This window comes from Nevskia soli DSM 19509 (genome assembly GCF_000711955.1).
GTDB classification, from domain to species: domain Bacteria; phylum Pseudomonadota; class Gammaproteobacteria; order Nevskiales; family Nevskiaceae; genus Nevskia; species Nevskia soli.
Map to the genome: position 1 here is coordinate 89,307 of NZ_JONR01000018.1, position 15,269 is coordinate 104,575.

Consider the following 15,269-nt stretch of genomic DNA (forward strand, 5'->3'; position numbering starts at 1 on the left):
TTTCAACTAACCACTGATCACTAGCCACTGACCACTGCTTTTTCACCCCTGCCGCTGCAACGCCCTCAGCTCGTCTTTCGGGATGCTGTCGATCAACTGCTTGCGCCGTGCCAGCAGCTTGGCGCGATCGTCGCTGTTGATACTGGATACGCGCAGGCCGGCATTGAGCTGCTCCACCGCGCCGCGCAGGTCGCCCCGCTCGAACAGGTAGTTGGCCAGCTGGTATTGCGCTTCGGCGGTGTTGCCGCTGGCGCGGGCGGCGGCAGAGAGCAGCCGATAGGTATCGGGACGCGAGCCCTGGGTCTGGTTGTAGCTGAGCAGCACCTGGCGGGCCTGATCCGGCTTGCCGGCATTGATCAGGGCTTCGCCGTATTTCTGGATGCCCGGCGAGTAGCGCGGGTAAGCGGCGAAATTGCGCGCATAGATGTTCAGCGCGTCCTGGGTCTTGCCCATCTGCATCAGGATTTGCGCCTGCAGCAAGGCGATATTGGGCTGGCGGGGATAGGCATCGATCAGCGGTTGCAGGGCCGCCAGGGCTTGCGGGTTCTGGTCGAGATTGGCCAGCGCAAAGGCATAGCCATAGTGGTTCTCCGGCGTGTCCTTGCCGGACTGGAGTTCGCCGGCGAAGTAGCCCTGCGCCTCGTTGGGCGAGTCGGTTTCCAGCACACGGGTACGGGCCCGCATCAGGCTGAATTCGATCGAATCCTTGACCACGCGGGGGCCATATTGGGCGGCGCGTTCGGTGGCGTCGGCAATGCGGGCGGTATTGACGGGGTGGGTCAGCAGGATTTCGGGCAGACGGTTGCCGTAGAGGCGGGTCTGCTGCGACAGCTTGCCGAAGAAGGTGGCCATGCCCATCGGGTCGTAGCCGGCGGCGGCCAGCTTGCGGATGCCGAAACGGTCGGCCTCACGTTCGTCGTCCCGGGAATAGGCGACCTGGCGCTGGTAGTTGATGCCCTGACCGACCGAGATTGCGCCGAGCACGACGTTGGGGTTGGCGGAGCCGGCGATGATCGCCGCCAGCACGCCGATCCAGGTGGCGATGTCGGCTACCTGGGTGTCGCCGGCGGCGCGCGCCATGTGGCGTTGGGTGATATGCGATTCCTCGTGCCCCATGACTCCGGCCAGTTCGCTCTCGTTGGAGGCAGCGACGATGGTGCCGGCATTGATGTTGACGTAGCCGCCGGGCAGGGCGAAGGCGTTGATGCGATTGTCGGCGATCAGGTAGAAATTGAAGGCCGGCGGGGTCGCTGAACTGGTATCCGCGGCCGCCAGCTTCCAGCCGAGATTGGACAGGTATTCCGTGATTTCGGGGTCGTCGACGATGTAGTCGTACTGATACATCTCGGCCACGACTTCGGCGCCCAGCTTGGCTTCCTCGGCGGGCGATAGCGCCAGATCGGCCGGGTTGCCCAGTTGCGGCAGGTCGATGTCCTTCTGCGACAGGGCGGGCAGGGTGGTGAGCGCGAACACGGCGCCGAAGACAAAGGCAAATTTGAGCATGAAAGGGCCGCGGGACTCCATGGTCCGAAGTTTACGCTTAGAGCCGGTCTCGCGTGGGGAAGTTTCGCCGGCCAGGGGGCGGTATTTACCTTTATTTAGCCCACGGCGTCCCCGCCGAAATGTTAAAATTACGTTACCGCTTCAGCGGACTCGTATGCGCATGACTTGGGTGGATTACGTATTTGTCGGGATCGTCCTCATTTCGGTGCTGATGGGCGCTCTGCGGGGTTTCATCCGCGAGGCGCTGAGCCTCGCCACCTGGATCGGCGCCTTCGTCGCCGCATTGCGCTACGGCCCGGAATTCGCGGAACGCTTGAAGTCGACGATCAGTTCGGTTCCGATCCGTGCCATTGCCGGGTATGCAGTCCCGTTTTTCGGCGTCCTGCTGGTCGGCGGGCTGCTGATCTGGCTGATTTCCTGGGCGGTGCGCGGCGCCGGACTGGCGCCGGTGGACCGGATGCTGGGCTCGGGCTTCGGCCTGCTGCGCGGCGGCTTCATCGTGGTGGCGCTGGTGATGCTGGCCGGCTTCACCGCGCTGGGGCGCGAGCCCTGGTGGCATCAATCGATATTGGTTCCGCAGATTCAACCACTTGCAGCAGACATACAGGGCTTGATTCCAGCCAAATGGTTCGCATATTTGCAGGCGCAGCAGAGTCCCTCCCCGGTCACCGTTCCCCAGCGAGAGAAATGATTCCATGTGCGGCATAGCCGGCGTCGTCGCCAAGCAACCCGTCAATCAGGAACTCTATGATGCCCTGACCATGCTGCAGCATCGTGGGCAGGACGCGGCGGGCATCATCACCAACGAAGGCGACCGCCTGTACCTGCACAAGGACAACGGTTTGGTCCGCGACGTGTTCCACTCCGACGACACCATGATCCGCCTGCGCGGCAACATGGGCGTCGGCCACGTGCGTTACCCCACCGCCGGCTGCAGCACCTCGGCAGAGGCGCAGCCGCTGTATACCAATACTCCGTTCGGCATCTGCCTGTCGCACAACGGCAACCTGACCAACGCCGAGCAGCTCAAGCACGAGCTGTTCGTCGAGGACCGCCGCCACCTGAATACCGATTCGGATTCGGAGGTGCTGCTCAACGTCTTCGCCCATGAGCTGATGATGTGCGGCACCCTGCGGGTCACCCCGAACGAGGTGTTCGAAGCGGTGTCGCGGGTCCATGTGCGTGCGCGCGGCGCCTACGCCTGCGTCGCCCTGATCAGCGGCTATGGCATCGTTGGCTTCCGCGACCCCTACGGCATCCGCCCGGTGGTCTACGGCCGTCGCGAAGGGCCCTATGGCACCGACTACATGATCGCTTCCGAGTCGGTGGCGCTGGATGCCGCCGGTTTCGAACTGATCGCCGACATCGCCCCGGGCGAGGCGGTCTACATCACTCTCGACGGCAAACTGCACAAGCGCCAGTGCGCGCAGAACCCGGTCTATTCGCCCTGCATTTTCGAACACGTCTACCTGGCCCGTCCGGACTCGGTGATGGACGGCATCTACGTCTACAAGGCGCGCCTGCGCATGGGCGAGAAGCTGGCCGACAAGATCCAGCGCGAGTGGCCGGATCATGACATCGATGTGGTGATCCCGATTCCGGACACCAGCCGCGTCGCCGGCGTCGAGTTGGCCATCCGCCTGGGCGTGAAATACCGCGAAGGCTTCGTCAAGAACCGCTACATCGGTCGCACCTTCATCATGCCGGGTCAGGCCCAGCGCAAGAAATCGGTGCGGCAGAAGCTCAATCCGATCGACCTCGAGTTCAGCGGCAAGAACGTGCTGCTGGTGGACGATTCCATCGTCCGCGGCACCACTTCCAAAGAAATCATCCAGATGGCCCGCGATGCCGGCGCGAAGAAGGTCTATTTCGCCTCCGCCGCGCCGCCGGTGCGCTATCCGAACGTTTATGGCATCGACATGCCGACTTCCAGCGAGCTGGTGGCCCATGGCCGCAGCCACGCCGAGCTGGAACAGCTGCTTGGCGCAGACCGTCTGATCTACCAGGACCTGGAAGACCTGATCGAGGCCGTGCGCCACAAGAACTCGAAGATCCAGCGTTTCGATACCTCGGTCTTCACTGGGGAGTACGTGACGCAGGACATCAACGAGGACTACCTCAATCAGCTCGAGTTGTTCCGCTCCGATGCCGCCAAGGAAGCGCGGCGGGTGAGGGCTGGAAACGTGGTAATCGAGCTGCACAACGCCCGCTGAGCCAGTGCGCTGAACAGCCCCCGTACCTTCGGGTATCCGGCGGAGTTGTACGGCAGTTGGTGAACTGGCATTCTTTCTCGGTAGCATTCAACTATTGGGGAAAATAGCAATGCGTAGCAATGCGGTTTTACTGGCACTGGCCATCGGTGCGACCTTGAATATGAGTGGCTGCGCCAATACCGCGACCAGCGGCGACTCGACCGCGCAGGAGGCCGCGAGCGCCGATCAGGCCAAGGAAGCCGAGACCTTCTGCCAGACCGACGAGGATACCGGCTCGCGCCTGGCGCACCGCACCACCTGCGCCAATACCAATAGCACCGACGCGCAGCAGGCCGGTCGGGCCCTGCAGAAGGGCAACTAGCGAGCGCCTAAGGCCGGTTTTCCTCCCAACCTTTCCGGCCAGTCATTGAACAGGGAACTGGCCGGCGTCTGGCTAGGCAATTGGCGCGACTGATAAACGGCTCGTTTCCAGCTGGGGCGCCCGCTACCGCGTGACTCGCATATGAATCGACTCCGAATCCAGGGACGGGATTGGACTATCCGCCACTTGCCGTAACCTGTCGCTTGGTCGTAAAGTTACAGTGCGCCGATTTGTAGCCAGCTTGCGGGGCGCGTAATAAATACTGCTAAAAGGGCGTAAAAAGCCCGTTTAGCGCTCGCTTGCGGGCTTTTTTGTTGCATTACGGAATGGTTGAACGATGAACGACGAGATTGACCCGGCATGGGGCAGCGCCACCCTCGGCGTGCGCGCTGCCGAACCGCGCACCGGTGAACGCGAACACTCCGCCGCCCTGCATCTTACTTCCTCCTTCGTCTTCGACAGCGCCGCCCAGGCTGCGGCAGTGTTCACCGGGCAGGAGCCGGGCAATATCTATTCGCGCTTCACCAACCCCACCGTCCACGCCTTCGAACGGCGGCTGGCGGCGATGGAAGGCGCCGACAGCTGTGTGGCCACCGCCAGTGGCATGGCGGCGATCATGTCCATGCTGCTGGCCCTGCTGAAGGCGGGCGATCACCTGGTGGCATCGCGCACCCTGTTCGGCTCGACCATCAACCTGCTCAATAATGTGTTCAGCCGTTTCGGCGTGAGCGCGACTTATGTCGATCCGGCCGATATCGGCGCTTGGTCGGCGGCGATCCGGCCGAACACCAAACTGCTGTTCGTCGAAACTCCCAACAACCCGCTCACCGATATCGCCGATATCCGCGCCCTGGCCGATGTGGCGCACGCGGCCGGCGCGCTGCTGGCGGTGGACAACTGCTTTCTCACCCCGGTGCTGCAGAAGCCGCTGCGGCTCGGCGCCGACCTGGTGATCCATTCCGCCACCAAGTATCTGGACGGGCAGGGACGCTGCGTCGGCGGCGCCGTGGTCGGCGATGCCGAGCACGTCGGCAAAGACGTGTTCGGCTTCATGCGCACCGCCGGCCCCTGTATGAGCCCGTTCAATGCCTGGGTCTTCCTCAAGGGCCTGGAAACCCTGGGCTTGCGCATGCGCGCCCATTGCGAGGCCGCGCTGAAGCTGGCGCAGTGGCTGCGGGAGCAGCCGGCAATCGCACGCGTCTACTATCCCGGTTTGCCGGACCACCCGCAACATGAGTTGGCCAAGCGTCAGCAGCGGGGCTTCGGCGGCATCGTCGCGTTCGAGGTGAAGGGTGGCCGCGAGGCGGCGTGGAAGATGATCGATGCGGTGAAGATGATCTCCATCACCGCCAACCTGGGCGATACCCGCACCACCATCACCCATCCGGCCAGCACCACCCACGGCCGCATCAGCGCCGAGGCACGACAGGCAGCCGGCATTGGCGAGAGCCTGATCCGGGTCGCGGTGGGGCTAGAGGATATCGAAGACATCATCGCCGACCTGGCCCGGGGGCTGGATGCTTGAGATGGCCGAGACCGGATCCATGCCGCCCTTGCTCGATCGTCTGCGCCGGGTGCTGCTCGGCAGCAGCGAGGCGCAGCGGCCGATCGCCCAGCTGGATCTGCCGCTCAACCTGCAGCGCTTCTTCACGCCGGAGGCGCTGTCGCGCCTGCGTGCCGCGGCGGTGCTGGTGCCGGTGATCGACCATGCCGCGGGCCCGACCATTCTGCTGACGCGCCGCGCCGAGAACCTGCGCCATCACAAGGGCCAGATCAGCCTGCCTGGCGGCGGCCGCGACGCGGCCGACGCCAGCCTGGCCGCCGCAGCCCTGCGCGAGGCGCAGGAAGAGGTAGGCCTGGATCCCGCGCTGGTCGACCTGGTCGGCTATCTTGACGACTATCCCACCATCACCGGCTACCGCATCACCCCGGTAGTAGGCTTGGTGCGCCAGGCCTTCGACCCGGTAATCGATCCCGGCGAGGTGGCGGAGACCTTCGAACTGCCGCTGGAAGTGTTGCTGGCCGAGAACGCCTTCGAGCGGAAATCGCTGCTGAGGGATGGCTTCAATGTGCTGGTGCGCGAGATCAATCACGACGGGCGCCGCATCTGGGGCGCCACCGCCGGCATCCTGTGGGAGCTGCGGCAGAAGATGCTCGGCCATGACTGAGCCGCTGGTCGAGGCCCTGCGCCTGCAGCGGGCCGCCGCCGCAGAGGGTTTCGACTGGACCGACCAGGCCGGCCTGTGGGACAAGCTGGCGGAAGAGATCGTGGAGCTGCAGCAGGCGCCGGATGCCGCCAACCGTGCGGAGGAGTTGGGCGATCTGCTGTTCATGGTGGTGAATCTGTCGCGCCACCTGGGCGTGGATGCCGTTGCCGCCCTGGCGGCGGCGAACGCCAAGTTCAGCCGCCGCTACGGCTATGTTCGGCAACACTTGCCGGAACTGCCTCTCTTGGGTGACCCCCGGCGACTGGAACGCATGGAGCAGCTGTGGCAGGAAGCCAAGAAACTGGAGCGGCTGGAAAAAAACGATTAAGCTTCAGTTGATTAGGCGATATAGTTAAGAATTAAAAATCGGTCGATGGTGATTTGCGCGGTCCCGATCAGGCACATTCCAAAAATAGCCGGGGACCAGAAATTCGCAGCCGGGGAGGATCGGCATGAGAATCGGGCTTGTGGTGGACTCGGCGTGCGACCTGCCGCAGGACTTCTGCGCGGAGCACAACATCGTGGTCCTGCCGGTGACGATCCACGTGGGCAACGAGGAATTCATCGACCGCCGAGATCCCCAGGCGACACTGGAGTTCTACCGCCGTCACCTGACCAACGCCGCGCATGCCGAGACCGCTCCGCTTGGCGTGGAGCAGATCAAGAACCTGTTCCTCGAGCGCCTGGTGCTCGATTACGATTTCGTGTTCTGCCTGACCGTGGCCAGTTCGCGCAGTACGATCTTCGAAAACGCCACCCAGGCCTCGCTGTCCATCCTGTCCGAGTACAAGCCGGTGCGCGCCGCCGCCGGCATGCCGGGGCCCTTCGCGCTGCGCGTCATCGACAGCCAGAACCTGTTTGCCGCCCAGGGCGTCCTGGCGGCGGAAGTGGCTCGCATGATCCGCGAGGGGCATACCCCCAACCGCATCCGCGAGCGGCTCGATAGCCTGATTCCCTCGCTCTACATGTATGGCCTGCCCAGCGACCTGTATCACCTGCGCTCGCGCGCCCACAAGAAGGGCGACAAGAGCGTGGGCTGGTTCAAGTACGCAGTGGGCAGCGCGCTGGACATCAAGCCGCTGATCCGCGCCAATCGCAACGAAACCGCTTCGATCGCCAGCATCCGGCATTTCGACGAGGGTTCGCGCCGTCTGTGCCAGTTCGCCGCCGACCGCATCCGCGCCGGGCTGCTTACCCCCACGCTATGCGTCAGCTATGCCGGTGATCTGGAAAAACTGGAGAAGCTGCCCGGCTACCAGGAGCTCAAGGCGGTGGCACGGGACTACGATGTCGCACTCTATGCCAGCGTCGCCAGCATCACCGCCTGCATCAACGTGGGCGAGGGCGCGCTGAATATCGGCTTCTGCGCGGCAGAACACGAGTTTAAATAAAGGAGAACTGTGGACATCCTGTCCGAGAACCAGTCATCCCTGACTGGACTGTTCAAACAAGCAACATCTCAATCCAGGGCGTCGTAGAGCGCGACGTATTCCTGCGTCACGCGATGGCTGGGGTCGAGCTGGATCATCGGCATGTGCCGTTCGTGCGATTCCTTGACTCGCACCGAGCTTGACAGGGTCTGCTCCAGCACCGGCTGGCCTTCTTCGCGCAGTTCCGCCACCACCCGCGCCGGCAGCTTGGCCCGGCCCTGGAACTGGTTGACCACGATGCCCTCGATCTCCAGGCCGTCGTTGTGGTCGGCGCGGATCTCCTGCAGATTGTCGAGCAGGGTATACAGCGCCTGCCGGGCGAATTCATCGCAGTCGAAAGGAATCAGGCAGCGGTTGGCGGCGATCAGGGCGGAGCGGCTGTAGAAGTTCAGCGCCGGCGGGGTATCGATGAACACCGCGTCGTAGCCCTTGAGCTTGTCCAGCGCCTGGCGCAGCTTCTGCACCTTCTGCTTGGCTTCGAGCTTGACCTGAAGGTCTTCCAGGCGCGGATCGGAGGCCACCACGTCGAGATTCTCGTACGGGGTGTTGGTGGCGTAGGTCACGAACGGCGGGGTTTGCAGCGAGAAGCCCAGGGTCGATTCGAAGAAGTCGCCGATAGTGCGGTCGGCCTTTCCGGCTTTGCCGCCCAGCAGGTACTGGGTCGCATTGCCCTGGGTATCGAGGTCGATCACCAGGGTGCGCAGGCCGCGCGAAGCGGCGATGGCGGCCAGGTTGCAGACGATGGTGGTCTTGCCGACACCACCCTTCTGGTTGAAAACAACGCGACGAATCATCCGGGTACGACTCCGAGCCTGGTCAAAAATGGTTGAACTGCCTGCATTATCGCCAGTTTCGTGCCGGAACTGCGAGATTGGGAGGGGTGGCTTTTGCAAAAAGCCGCCAGCGGCTACGATGCCCGCCCCGGAGGCGCTCCGGGTTTTCCATCATCTGCGCGGGGACCACGTCCCCGGCATTTCGGGCTTTTCTCATAGCCAACACGGGGAGCACGTCCCCGGCATTTTGGTTTTTTCACGATACATACGGGGATTTCCATGCTGAAACACAACAGCTATTTCAACGGCTCGGTGCAGTCCATCGGCTTCGAACGCAACGGCCTGCGCGCGACGGTCGGCGTCATCGCCGGCGGCGAGCAGCACCATTTCAACACGGCGGCGGCCGAACGCATGACCGTGATCAGCGGCCTGCTGCGCGCCAACCTCGGCGGCAGCTGGGCGAGTTTCCCGGCTGGCACTTATTTCGAGGTGGGCGCCAATGGCGGCTTCGATGTGCAGGCGGTGGGTGGGCCGGCTGCCTACCTTTGCGAATTCCTGCCTTAAGGCGACGATCTCGCTGCCATTGTCATTCCCCGCGAAGGCGGGGATGACAGAAAAAAAACAGGGGCGCCGAAGCGCCCCTGTTTTTTTAACGTTTGCTTGTTTCAGCAGTCCAGGCAGGGATGCCTGGCAGCTTAGACAGGGACGTCTACTGTGTCCATCAAGCCGCGAGCTGACGCAGCATGTAATGCAAGACGCCGCCGTTCTCGTAGTACTCCCACTCCTTCGGCGTGTCGATGCGGACGCGCGCCTTGAAGCTGACGGTCTTGCCGTCGCCCTTGACGGCGTTGACGGTGACTTCCTTGGCGCCGTGCTTGAGACCTTCGATGCTGAACACCTCGGTGCCGTCCAGGCCCAGGGTCTGCGCGTTCTCGCCGTTGACGAAGTTCAGCGGGGCCACGCCCATGCCGACCAGGTTGGCGCGGTGGATGCGCTCGAAGCTTTCCGAGATCACCGCCTTGACGCCCAGCAGGATGGTGCCCTTGGCCGCCCAGTCGCGGGAGGAGCCGGTGCCGTACTCCTTGCCGGCCAGCACCACCAGCGGGACCTTCTCCGCCTGGTACTTCATGGCGGCGTCGTAGATTGACATCTGTTCGCCGTCCGGCAGGTGCTTGGTCACGCCGCCTTCCACGCCCGGAACCATCTGGTTCTTGATGCGGGTGTTGGCGAAGGTGCCGCGCATCATGATTTCATGGTTGCCGCGGCGCGAGCCGAAGCTGTTGAAATCGGCGCGCTGCACACCGTGCTCGACCAGGTACTTGCCGGCCGGGCCGTCCTTCTTGATGTCGCCGGCGGGCGAGATGTGGTCGGTGGTGATGGAGTCGGCCAGCAGCGCCAGGCAACGGGCGCCGGTGATGGTCGGGATGCCCGGCTTGGTCTTGGTGATGCCGTCGAAGTAGGGCGGATTCTGCACGTAGGTGCTCTTTGAATCCCAGGGATAGGTCTCCGACTTGGCGACCTGGATCGACTGCCAGCGCGTGTCGCCGAGGAACACCTCGCCGTAGCTCGCCTTGAACAGTTCGGCGGAGAGCGACTTGGCAATGGTTTCCTGGATTTCCTTCTGCGACGGCCAGATGTCCTTGAGGTAAACCGCCTTGCCGTCCTTGCCGGTGCCGATGGCATCCTTGGCCAGATCCATGTCGACGGTGCCGGCGAAGGCGTAGGCGACGACCAGCGGCGGGCTGGCGAGGTAGTTCATGCGCACGTCCTGGTGGACGCGGCCCTCGAAGTTGCGGTTGCCGGACAGCACCGCGGCGACTGACAGCTTGTTGTCGCCGATGGCCTTGCCGATCGGCTCGTTGAGCGGGCCGGAGTTGCCGATGCAGGTGGTGCAGCCGTAGCCCACCAGGTTGAAGCCGGCGCCTTCCAGTTCGGTCAGCAGGTTGGCCTTCTTCAGGTACTCGGTGACCACCTTGGAGCCGGGGGCCAGCGAGGTCTTGACCCAGGGCTTGGTCTTCAGGCCCAGCGCCAGCGCCTTTTTCGCCACCAGGCCGGCGGCGATCAGCACGGCCGGATTGGAGGTATTGGTGCAGGAGGTGATGGCGGCGATGACCACGGCGCCGTCCTTGAGATCGTACTGCTGGCCGGCATCGCTGACCTTGGCCGGTCCGGCGGAGGGACGCAGTTTCTGCTCGCCTTCAAAGGCCTTCTTGTAATTCGGCTGCACGTCGGTCAGCAGCACGCGGTCCTGCGGACGCTTGGGGCCGGCCATCGAGGGCTGGATGCTGGCCAGGTCCAGGTGCAGCACATCGGTGTATTCGGCTTCGGCCGTTTCCGGCGTCCACCACAGGTCCTGCGCCTTGGCGTAGGCCTCGACCACGGCGATCTGCTCTTCGGTGCGGCCGGTCAGGCGCAGGTAGTTGAGGGTTTCGACGTCGATCGGGAAGATGCCGCAGGTGGCGCCGTATTCCGGGGCCATGTTGGCGATGGTACAGCGGTCGGCGGTGGCGAGGTTGCCCAGGCCGGGGCCGAAGAACTCGACGAACTTCTCCACCACACCGCGCTTGCGCAGCATCTCGGTGATGGTCAGCACCAGATCGGTGGCGGTGGCGCCTTCCGGCAGCTTGCCGCTGAGGCGCACGCCGATCACGTCGGGCATCAGCATGGTGGAGGGCTGGCCGAGCATGGCGGCTTCAGCCTCGATGCCGCCGACGCCCCAGCCGAGAACGCCGATGCCGTTGACCATGGTGGTGTGGGAGTCGGTGCCGAAGCAGCTGTCCGGATAGAGCAGGCCGTTCTTGTCGAACACAACGCGGGCCAGGAACTCGATATTGACCTGGTGCACAATGCCGGTATCGGGCGGCACGACCTTGAAGTTGTCGAAGGCTTCCTGGCCCCAGCGCAGGAAGCTGTAGCGTTCCTTGTTGCGCTGGAACTCCAGCTTGGCGTTCAGGTCGAAAGCATCGCTGGTGCCGTAATGGTCGACCATCACCGAGTGATCGATGACCAGTTCGGCGGGACACAGGGGATTGATCTTTTTGGCGTCACCACCCAGGCTCTTCATGGCGTCGCGCATGGCGGCGAAGTCAACCACGCAAGGAACACCGGTAAAATCCTGCAATACGACGCGGGCCGGCATGAAGGCGATTTCCTTCTGCGGCAGCTTCCTCAGGTCGGCGCCAGCCAGCGCTTCGACATCGGCTTTGGTAATGTTGACCCCGTCTTCGTGACGGACGAGGTTTTCCAGCAGGATCTTGTAGGAGTAGGGCAGGCGGGAGAGCTTGAACTGCGGCTCAAGGGCTTTGAGATTGCAATAAGTATAGGATTTGTCGCCGACTCTGAGGCTGGACTTGGCTTTGAAGCTGTCCGACATGGTTCTTCTCCTGAAAAAGATCTGTACACGCACGCGCAGGGCGTGCCACGGCGGCGCGAATTATAGCAAGGAGGGCTCGTGAAAAAGTTCGGAATGATGGTATTTACGCTGCTTTTGGCGGCTTGCGGCAATGGAACGGTCGATTCGCCGTCCATTTCAGGGTTCAAGGCCAGTGCGGCGGCGGTCAATAGTGGTGCAGCGGTGACCCTGAGCTGGTCGGTCAGCAATGCCACCCGGGTGGTTTTGCAGCCGGGCGCTGTCGATGTCACCAGCCGCAACACCTATGTCGTCAACCCGACGGCCACCACCACCTACACGCTCACCGCCAGCAGCAGCGTCGCCAACGTGCAGGCCAGCACCTCGGTGCGGGTCTATGACTGGAGCAAGGTGAACAGCGCGTTGGACGGATTTGTTTCCACTGCCAGCAGCCCACCATCGGGCTCGGTGGGAGGCTACAGTTTCCTGCTGTTCAACAGCAGCGGCACGCTCCTGACCCGTGCCGGCGGCGACCATAGCCTGTCCACGGTCGAGATGCTGGCTTCCGCCAGCAAGCTGCCTTCGTCCTCGGCAATCCTGACCCTGGTGGACCAGGGCAAGCTCAACCTGGACACACCGATCGCCACCTATCTGCACAATGCCGGCGATCCCATTACCTGGCCCAGCGACAAGGCGGCCATCACCATGCGCATGCTGCTGGCGCATACCTCGGGCCTGCCCGGACTTGCCGACAATCAGCCGAACTGCCTCAACCAGCCCGCCGCCAGCACCTTGCAGCAGTGTGCGCAGGACATTGCCAACGCCACGCTGGTGTCCCAGCCGGGCGCCGAATTCAACTACGGCGGCGCGGACTACCAGGTTGCGGGCTACGTCGCAACGCTGCTCTCCGGGGCCGGCAGCTGGCAGGCCTTTTTCAACGCTGCCATCGCAGCGCCGCTCGGCGGCATTCCCAGCTACAGTTACGGTAATCCCGCGCTGGTCAGCAATCCGCGCATCGCCGGAGGCGCGGACAGCAACGTCACGGACTACGCCACCATCCTGCGCATGGTGCAGGGCGGCGGCAAATTCAATGGCAAGCAGGTGCTATCGGCGACTTCGATCAATGCGTTGCAGAGCAATGAAATCGACGGATTGCCGAATACCTTCAATCCGTTCCCGGCCAGCGCGGCGAACAGCTACCCGGGTTATGGACTGGGCTTGTTCATCTCTGCGCCGGCGCTGTACCAACCCAGTCCGGGGCCGGAATTCAGCGATCCGGGGCTGTTCGGCGCCGCGCCCTGGTTCGACAATGGACTCAACTACGGTGCGGTGATCCTGATCAATCAGGACACGACGACCGGCCTGGACATGTGGAACGCGGTACGGCCGCTGATCATCCAGCAGCTTACCGGCAGCACCAGCTAGGGTTGGGGATTCGAGGCGGCGGCGATCTCGCCGCCGCCCAGGCATTCCTCGCCGTCGTAGAGCACCAGGTATTGCCCGGCCGCAGCCGCACGTTGCGGCTGGGCAAAATCCGCGATTACCGCGCCATCTTGCCGCAGCTGCACCGTGCAGTCCTGCAGCGCCTGGCGGTGACGGATACGTGCCTGGAAAGTCTTGCCGAAATGCTCAGGCCGGCGCATCCACTGGAACGGCGCGGTTTCGATGCGCCGCGACATCAGCCGCGGATGGTCGGCTTCCTGCGAGACCAGCAGCGTGTTGCGCGCGGCATCCTTGCCGATCACATACCACGGCGCCTCGCGTGCCCCGCGCTGGCCGCCGATGGCCAGCCCGCGGCGCTGGCCCAGGGTGTAGTACATCAGACCGCGATGCTCGCCGATGACCCGGCCGGTGGTATCTTCCATCGGGCCGGGATCGGGCTGCAGGTACTGGGACAGGAAATCGCGGAATTCACGTTCGCCGATGAAGCAGATGCCGGTGGAATCTTTGCGCCGGTGATTGGGCAGGCCGGCGCGGCGGGCGATTTCACGCACCATCGGCTTGGTCAGGCCGCCAATGGGAAACAGCACTCGTTCGAAATGCTCGCGCGCCACGGCGGCGAGAAAATAGCTCTGGTCCTTGTTGTCGTCCGCGGCGCGCAGCAGGCGCGGCCCGTCGGGAGTCTGCTCGATGCGCGCGTAGTGGCCGGTGGCGACGAAGTCCGCGCCCAGGCGCATGGCGTGTTCGCGAAACGGCTGGAATTTCACTTCGCGGTTGCACAGCACATCGGGGTTCGGCGTCTTGCCGGCCTGGTAGTCGGCGAGAAAATGATCGAATACGCGCGCGCGGTATTCGGCGGAGAAGTCGACGCGGTGCAGGGGAATCTCCAGTTCCTCGCATACCGCCCGTGCCGACTGGAAGTCATCCGCGGAGGTGCAATAGCCTTCCTCGTCCTCGGTCCAGTTGACCATGAACAGGGCCGACACGCGGTAGCCCTGTTCCTTCAGCAGCCAGGCCGTTACCGCGGAATCGACGCCACCGGAAAGGCCGACCACGACATGCGCCGCTGTGTTGCTCATGCCTGCCATCCGGAGGCCGCGGCGCGTGCCCGGAACAACGCGCTTGCCAGGGGGACGAAGAGCAGCACCTTGACCGCATCGATGGCGTAGAACACGTTCATCGCTACCGGCGCATCAGGAATTTCACTGCTCATGGCCATGTAATCCAGGCCCATCCATAGCACCGTCGGCGCCACCACCATCAGGGCGGCGGGCAGCAGGCGGCGCGCATACAGGCGCGCCAAGGCCCAGGCGAAAGGCAGGCCGGTCAGCACCACGATCAGGGTGTTGAGGATCTGATCCCACACCCAGAAGCGCAGGTGTTTTTGGCCGATCCACTGCATGAAGTGGGGCATGGGCAACGCTGCTCCCACGCCCACGACTTCCAGCAGCAATACGGTGTAGAGGGCGGCGCCGAGGAGCAGGACAATGACGCCCAGCAAGGGATTGCGATCAAAAGGGCTTGCAGCCATGCCGCAATTATCGCAGATGGTGTACCAGGTCGAGCGGATAACGCTTGCCGGCAAGATAATCGTCGATGGCGAGCAGCACCATCGGGCTACGGTGCCGGTCGACGCAGGCTGCAAGCTCCTCGCGGCTCATCCACACCGCGCGTTCGATGCCTTCGTCGAGCGGCCGCTGCGGGTGATGACGCAGGGCCCGGGCCGCGAAGGCCACGCGCAGGAAGCCGTGGTCGAGATGGACCGGTTTATAGGCATAGAGACCGACCAGATCGGTCGGCGCCACATCCCAGGCGCTTTCTTCCAGGGTTTCCCGCACCGCCGCGTCCTGCAGGGTTTCGCCTTCCTCCCAATGTCCGGCCGGCTGGTTCAGTACCAGGCGGCCGTCATCGGCGCGTTCTTCCACCAGCAGGAATCGCCCCGCGCGCTCGACCACACAGGCGACGGTGATATGCGCGTTCCAGCCCATCAGTT

15 protein-coding genes and 1 riboswitch are annotated in these 15,269 nt (G+C 63.7%); of the genes, 9 read left to right on the top strand and 6 right to left on the bottom strand.

What is annotated here, in order from left to right:
• Nucleotides 1-42: 42 nt before the first annotated feature.
• Entirely contained in the window at nt 43-1,503 is a 1,461-nt protein-coding gene (locus tag BP26_RS0110760; RefSeq protein WP_051748837.1) for a M48 family metalloprotease, read from the bottom strand.
• A 160-nt stretch (nt 1,504-1,663) separates the two neighbouring features.
• On the opposite strand from BP26_RS0110760, the gene BP26_RS0110765 reads away from it, so the two are divergent.
• From BP26_RS0110765 to BP26_RS0110795, 7 genes are all read left to right on the top strand, one after another.
• Nucleotides 1,664-2,194: a CvpA family protein gene (locus BP26_RS0110765; protein WP_169740687.1), complete on the top strand. Its 531-nt coding sequence runs from the start codon at nt 1,664-1,666 to the stop codon at nt 2,192-2,194.
• A 4-nt stretch (nt 2,195-2,198) separates the two neighbouring features.
• A complete protein-coding gene (gene purF, locus BP26_RS0110770) occupies nt 2,199-3,716 on the top strand; it encodes an amidophosphoribosyltransferase (protein WP_029920585.1) in 1,518 nt (505 codons plus the stop codon).
• A gap of 109 nt (nt 3,717-3,825) precedes the next feature.
• Entirely contained in the window at nt 3,826-4,077 is a 252-nt protein-coding gene (locus BP26_RS0110775) for a hypothetical protein (protein WP_029920586.1), read from the top strand.
• 212 nt (nt 4,078-4,289) lie between these two features.
• Nucleotides 4,290-4,366, top strand: a riboswitch (SAM riboswitch).
• A gap of 48 nt (nt 4,367-4,414) precedes the next feature.
• On the top strand, nt 4,415-5,602 hold the full coding sequence (locus BP26_RS0110780; protein WP_029920587.1) for an O-succinylhomoserine sulfhydrylase: 1,188 nt from the start codon (nt 4,415-4,417) through the stop codon (nt 5,600-5,602).
• A gap of 1 nt (nt 5,603) precedes the next feature.
• Nucleotides 5,604-6,245, top strand: a complete 642-nt coding sequence (locus BP26_RS0110785; RefSeq protein WP_051748839.1) for a CoA pyrophosphatase — start codon at nt 5,604-5,606, stop codon at nt 6,243-6,245.
• A complete protein-coding gene (locus tag BP26_RS0110790) occupies nt 6,238-6,612 on the top strand; it encodes a MazG nucleotide pyrophosphohydrolase domain-containing protein (protein ID WP_029920589.1) in 375 nt (124 codons plus the stop codon). The genes BP26_RS0110785 and BP26_RS0110790 overlap by 8 nt, the downstream gene beginning before the upstream one ends.
• Before the next feature lie 124 nt (nt 6,613-6,736).
• Nucleotides 6,737-7,675: a DegV family protein gene (locus BP26_RS0110795; protein ID WP_029920590.1), complete on the top strand. Its 939-nt coding sequence runs from the start codon at nt 6,737-6,739 to the stop codon at nt 7,673-7,675.
• A 68-nt stretch (nt 7,676-7,743) separates the two neighbouring features.
• Here the strand turns inward: BP26_RS0110795 and BP26_RS0110800 are convergent, their stop codons facing one another.
• Complete coding sequence (locus BP26_RS0110800) at nt 7,744-8,505, bottom strand: ParA family protein (RefSeq protein WP_029920591.1); 762 nt, start codon at nt 8,503-8,505, stop codon at nt 7,744-7,746.
• Between the two features lie 261 nt (nt 8,506-8,766).
• Between BP26_RS0110800 and ppnP the strand changes: the two genes are divergently transcribed.
• Nucleotides 8,767-9,051 carry a pyrimidine/purine nucleoside phosphorylase gene (ppnP, locus tag BP26_RS0110805; protein WP_029920592.1) on the top strand — a complete coding sequence of 95 codons (285 nt, stop codon included), beginning with the start codon at nt 8,767-8,769 and terminating at the stop codon, nt 9,049-9,051.
• A gap of 157 nt (nt 9,052-9,208) precedes the next feature.
• Here the strand turns inward: ppnP and acnA are convergent, their stop codons facing one another.
• Nucleotides 9,209-11,860, bottom strand: a complete 2,652-nt coding sequence (acnA, locus tag BP26_RS0110810; RefSeq protein ID WP_029920593.1) for an aconitate hydratase AcnA — start codon at nt 11,858-11,860, stop codon at nt 9,209-9,211.
• A gap of 78 nt (nt 11,861-11,938) precedes the next feature.
• Here acnA and BP26_RS0110815 point away from each other — a divergent pair, with 78 nt between their 5' ends.
• Nucleotides 11,939-13,261 carry a serine hydrolase domain-containing protein gene (locus BP26_RS0110815; RefSeq protein WP_157572478.1) on the top strand — a complete coding sequence of 441 codons (1,323 nt, stop codon included), beginning with the start codon at nt 11,939-11,941 and terminating at the stop codon, nt 13,259-13,261.
• Here BP26_RS0110815 and mnmA read toward each other — a convergent pair.
• From mnmA to BP26_RS0110830, 3 genes are read right to left on the bottom strand one after another with little or no spacing between them, the layout of a single operon-like run.
• Nucleotides 13,258-14,355: a tRNA 2-thiouridine(34) synthase MnmA gene (mnmA, locus tag BP26_RS0110820; protein ID WP_157572479.1), complete on the bottom strand. Its 1,098-nt coding sequence runs from the start codon at nt 14,353-14,355 to the stop codon at nt 13,258-13,260. The genes BP26_RS0110815 and mnmA overlap by 4 nt on opposite strands.
• Complete coding sequence (locus tag BP26_RS0110825) at nt 14,352-14,807, bottom strand: hypothetical protein (protein ID WP_157572480.1); 456 nt, start codon at nt 14,805-14,807, stop codon at nt 14,352-14,354. Before BP26_RS0110825 ends, mnmA begins: the two co-directional genes overlap by 4 nt.
• 7 nt (nt 14,808-14,814) lie before the next feature.
• Nucleotides 14,815-15,264: an NUDIX hydrolase gene (locus BP26_RS0110830; protein ID WP_029920597.1), complete on the bottom strand. Its 450-nt coding sequence runs from the start codon at nt 15,262-15,264 to the stop codon at nt 14,815-14,817.
• Nucleotides 15,265-15,269: the final 5 nt, after the last annotated feature.